The sequence below is a fragment of the Flavobacterium sp. genome, from assembly GCF_043756175.1.
Classification (GTDB): domain Bacteria; phylum Bacteroidota; class Bacteroidia; order Flavobacteriales; family Flavobacteriaceae; genus Flavobacterium.
Genome location: NZ_JAYURN010000108.1, coordinates 1 through 3,998 on the forward strand (window position 1 = coordinate 1; position 3,998 = coordinate 3,998).

Annotated in this window: 4 protein-coding genes and 1 pseudogene; 1 reads left to right on the forward strand and 4 read right to left on the reverse strand. The window is 31.5% G+C overall.

Annotated features, from left to right (window positions below; genetic code table 11):
- The 3 genes from ACH2BP_RS08490 to ACH2BP_RS08500 form a co-directional block, all read right to left on the reverse strand.
- Window positions 1-917: HD domain-containing protein (locus tag ACH2BP_RS08490; RefSeq protein WP_395058905.1), on the reverse strand; the 917-nt coding region annotated here is incomplete at its 3' end.
- A 67-nt stretch (window positions 918-984) separates the two neighbouring features.
- Window positions 985-1,551, reverse strand: a complete 567-nt coding sequence (locus ACH2BP_RS08495; protein WP_395058907.1) for an L-threonylcarbamoyladenylate synthase — start codon at window positions 1,549-1,551, stop codon at window positions 985-987.
- The gene (locus ACH2BP_RS08500; protein ID WP_395058909.1) at window positions 1,541-2,650 is read right to left on the reverse strand and encodes a glycosyltransferase family 4 protein; all 1,110 of its coding nucleotides are present in this window, start codon (window positions 2,648-2,650) and stop codon (window positions 1,541-1,543) included. Before ACH2BP_RS08500 ends, ACH2BP_RS08495 begins: the two co-directional genes overlap by 11 nt.
- Before the next feature lie 174 nt (window positions 2,651-2,824).
- Here ACH2BP_RS08500 and ACH2BP_RS08505 point away from each other — a divergent pair, with 174 nt between their 5' ends.
- Window positions 2,825-3,586: a lipopolysaccharide kinase InaA family protein gene (locus tag ACH2BP_RS08505; protein WP_395058911.1), complete on the forward strand. Its 762-nt coding sequence runs from the start codon at window positions 2,825-2,827 to the stop codon at window positions 3,584-3,586.
- On the opposite strand, the pseudogene ACH2BP_RS08510 reads toward ACH2BP_RS08505, so the two are convergent.
- Window positions 3,572-3,998 (reverse strand): annotated as a pseudogene (locus ACH2BP_RS08510) (glycosyltransferase family 2 protein); the annotation flags it as partial. The gene ACH2BP_RS08505 and the pseudogene ACH2BP_RS08510 overlap by 15 nt on opposite strands.

Sequence of the window (3,998 nt, forward strand, 5' to 3'; positions counted from 1 at the left end):
GTCCATCCTTGCTTTTTATTGAAACGTTTGGTTGGTGCTTTCCCAATATCATGTAATAATGCAGCCCAGCGTAACCATACATCATCTGTGTTTGGACAAATATTATCTACTACTTCTAAGGTATGGTAAAAGTTGTTTTTGTGTGTGTGACCTTCAATTTCTTCGACTTGATTCAAAGCAGTCAATTCTGGAAGAATAATGTCCAAAAGCCCTGTTTTAAATAGCAACAAAAATCCTATGGAAGGTTTGTCAGTTGAAAGGATTTTATTTAGTTCGTCAACAATGCGTTCCCCGGAAATAATTTTAATTCGCTCCGCGTTTTTTGTGATTGAGTTCAAAGAGTGTTCTTCTATTTCAAAACCCAATTGGTTTGCAAAACGAATTCCTCTCAACATTCGCAAAGGATCATCAGAAAAAGTAATATCTGGATCAAGAGGTGTTCTGATTATTTTATTTTTTAAATCTTCAAGTCCATTAAAAGGATCGGATAACTCGCCAAAAATTTTTGAGTTTAAAGATAAAGCTAAAGCATTTATAGTGAAATCACGACGGTTTTGATCGTCTTCTAATGTTCCATTTTCTACAACCGGATTTCGACTTTCAAAATGATAGGATTCTTTTCTGGCGCCAACAAATTCTATTTCGGTATCTAGAAATCGCAACATGGCTGTTCCATAGGTTTTGAAAACCTGAACTTTGGGCTTTTTTGGAAGTAATTGGGACACTTTTAAAGCCAATTCTATCCCGCTGCCAACGGCAACAATATCAATGTCTTTTTTGAAATCTCTATTCAAAAGTAAATCTCTCACAAAACCACCAATTACATAACTGTCTATGTTAAGTTCCTGGGAAGCTTGAGAAATGACTTGAAAAATTTTATTGTTTAAGGCTTCTTTGTATGAAGTTTTGATGCTCATTTTAAAAATGTTTAAAGTCTATAGTCTAAAGTTGCTAAACTGAAAACTGAAAACTGAATACTGCAAACTATTTCCGAATCACTTTTACCTGAGAATCGTTCGTCAATTTTATAATTGTAGAAGGTTTTCCGGAAATTTTTTCGTGGTGCAAATTTACAACATAGTCCACGCCTTTTATAATTTCAGGGCTGATTTCTTTGAAACTTTTTGGAGTGGGTTTGCCTGATATGTTTGCTGATGTCGAAACTAATGGCTTTTTCATTTTCTCCAATAATTTGAAACAGAACGGCTCTTTTACCATTCTGATTCCTAGTGTGTTGTCGGTTGCTATTAAATTGGGAGCCACGTTTCTAGGTTTGTCTAGAATTAAAGTGGTCGGATTTTCGGATAAATCCATAATCTGCCATGCAACTTCAGGAATATCCTTGAATACATTGTACATCATCTTTTCCCCATTCATCAAAACAATCATGCTTTGAGTTTCGGCTCTTTGTTTGAGTTTATAGATTTTGGCGACAGCCTCAGCATTTGTTGCATCACAACCAATCCCCCAAACGGTGTCAGTAGGATATAAGATTATTCCGCCTTCTTTTATGATTTCGTAGGCGTTGTGTATTTCTTGGTTAATTTCCATTTAAAATATTTTTATATTCTTTTAATGTTTTTTGTGCCATTACAGATGCAGTGAAATTTGTAATTAATTTTTCATAAGAAATAGTCACAAATTTTTCCGCCAGTTCTTTGTTGTTAAATAAATGAATTATTTTTTCTGAAAGCATTGCGGAATCCTGTTTTTTGGTCAAAAGTCCGTTAATACCATCTTGTAAAATTTCAGGTATTCCACCAACATTAGTGCTTATAACAGGCTTTTTATGATAGAAACTTTCAAAAATTACTTCAGGAATACCTTCACTTTGAGAAGTCATTAACAGCGCATCAAATTGCGGAATAAAATTGGAAGCCTTAGGTATATATCCAATGAAATGAATAAAATTTTCTAATTTTAATTCGTGAACTTTCGCTATTAAATCTTCAGTTCGATCTGTAAAAGAACCAATTTGAACAAAAATAATATCTGTTCTTTTTTTTATGTTTACAATTATATTTACTGTTTCAATAAATGTTTCAAGATTTTTAGCTCTAATGTGATTACCAATAAGGCCTACTATTTTTTTTGATTCATCAATGTCAAATTTCTTCCGTAATAAAAAATCTGTTTCGGAACTCTTGTTAGTAATAGATGTTCCTTGATAAACAGTAATTACTTTATCCTTAACTTTAATTGATTCTACAGTAACTCTTCGGGTTTCCTCAGATACGCATAAATATTTTTTGATTTTATAATAGTTGTATTTATAAAGTGTAAGTTTCTTATTTTTTATTGGGAATGAGGTTTTTTTGCTAAAAATAAATGGAGGTAAACTTGCAAATTTATCAGCGATAATAGTCAACGCAATCGCCGATGGATCGTGAATGTGAATAAGATCAACTTTTTTGTTTTTGCACAAAGCAATAATTTTAAATGAAAAACGGAGATCTAGATTATAAGCTAAAGGGGCCGTTTGGAATTCTATTTCAGTTTCATTTAATCGTTCGTGAAAAAGAGTGTTTTCTACACATAATACAATATTCTTTATTTCAGGATTTGATTGTTTTAATTCGTAACATAAAGTTTCTATATGGTTTTCACCGCCACCCCAACTTTTTACTGCAGATACATGAAGAATTGTCATTATTTTTATTATTTGAAGTTGGTTTAATGGTTGTTTTTCTAAAAAAAAATAGTTCACTTATCAGGTCCTTAATTCTGCTTGTATGCGGAAAAGACAGAAATTTGATGTAAAATTACATTAAATATTTTAAGTCTTGAATTCAATACTTACTTTTGTCAATCAATTCACACCTTTATGAAATTTATCCTTAGCCCTTCTTATAACACTTCTTACAAGCTAATTATTAATTGTATAAATAAATTTGATATTGAAGGAAGTTTATTTGGTGATGGTCAAAGAAATAAAATTAAACTTTTTGATTTAGAAGATAAGACAATTAATATCAAATCTTTTAAAGTTCCTAACTTAATTAATCAAGTAGCTTATAAATATTTTCGAAAGTCAAAGGCGAGACGTTCTTATGAATATGGCATTAAATTGTTAGAAAACGGAATAGGCACACCTCAGCCTATAGCCTATGCCGAAAATTTTACATTCACAGGATTAGAAAAAAGTTTTTATGTAAGTGAGCATCTGCATGCTGAACTGACTTTCAGAGAATTGGTGCAAAACCCGGACTTTCCGGATCATGAAAACATTCTAAGACAGTTTACCAAGTTCACTTTCAATTTACATCAAAAGGGGATAGAATTTTTAGACCATTCTCCAGGAAATACATTAATCAAGAAAGAAGCAAACAACGCTTACAGTTTTTACTTAGTGGATTTAAACCGAATGAATTTTCATGATGTGATGGATTTTGATTCTCGTATGAAAAATTTCAATAGGCTTACGCCAAAAACAGAAATGCTGGCAGTAATGAGTGATGAATATGCCAACCTTTACAATAAGAAATACGAGGAAGTTTTTGCTAAAATGTGCTTTTATACCAATGATTTTCAGATGAAATTCCATAGAAAAATCGCTCGAAAAAAGAAATTGTTATTTTGGAGATAGGGATTTTTCGCTTTTCCAGAGTTGTTCTAATTCTTGATATCGGGTATGAATTGAATTTGAGTTTAAATAGCAAATAATAAATCCTTTTTTTCCGTCAAGAAATCCTAACCGGACAATATAATTGAATAAAAAATTATAGGCAGGATGCAAAAGATGTAATAAAATTGAAGGCTTCTGCTTCTTTATAAACTTCTCCTGAGCCTTAAATTTTCCGTAACGTATTGTTTTTGCTTTATAAGCTTGGAAATTGGAATAGGAGTAATGAATCAGTTTATTTTTTAGAACACCTGTTTTTCCATTCACTTTTAATTTTTCATGTACGAGCCTGTCTTTAGTATATTCAGCGTGATTTTTATTAAAAAGCCTAAATATTTTATCAGTTTGATTTCCGCTGAAATGCAGCACTTTGTCC

Bases quoted from the DNA above. Each gene is read 5' to 3' on its own strand.
- ACH2BP_RS08495 (WP_395058907.1), bottom strand. From the start codon at position 1,551: ATGGAAATTAACCAAGAAATACACAACGCCTACGAAATCATAAAAGAA.
- ACH2BP_RS08505 (WP_395058911.1), top strand. From the start codon at position 2,825: ATGAAATTTATCCTTAGCCCTTCTTATAACACTTCTTACAAGCTAATT.
- ACH2BP_RS08500 (WP_395058909.1), bottom strand. From the start codon at position 2,650: ATGACAATTCTTCATGTATCTGCAGTAAAAAGTTGGGGTGGCGGTGAA.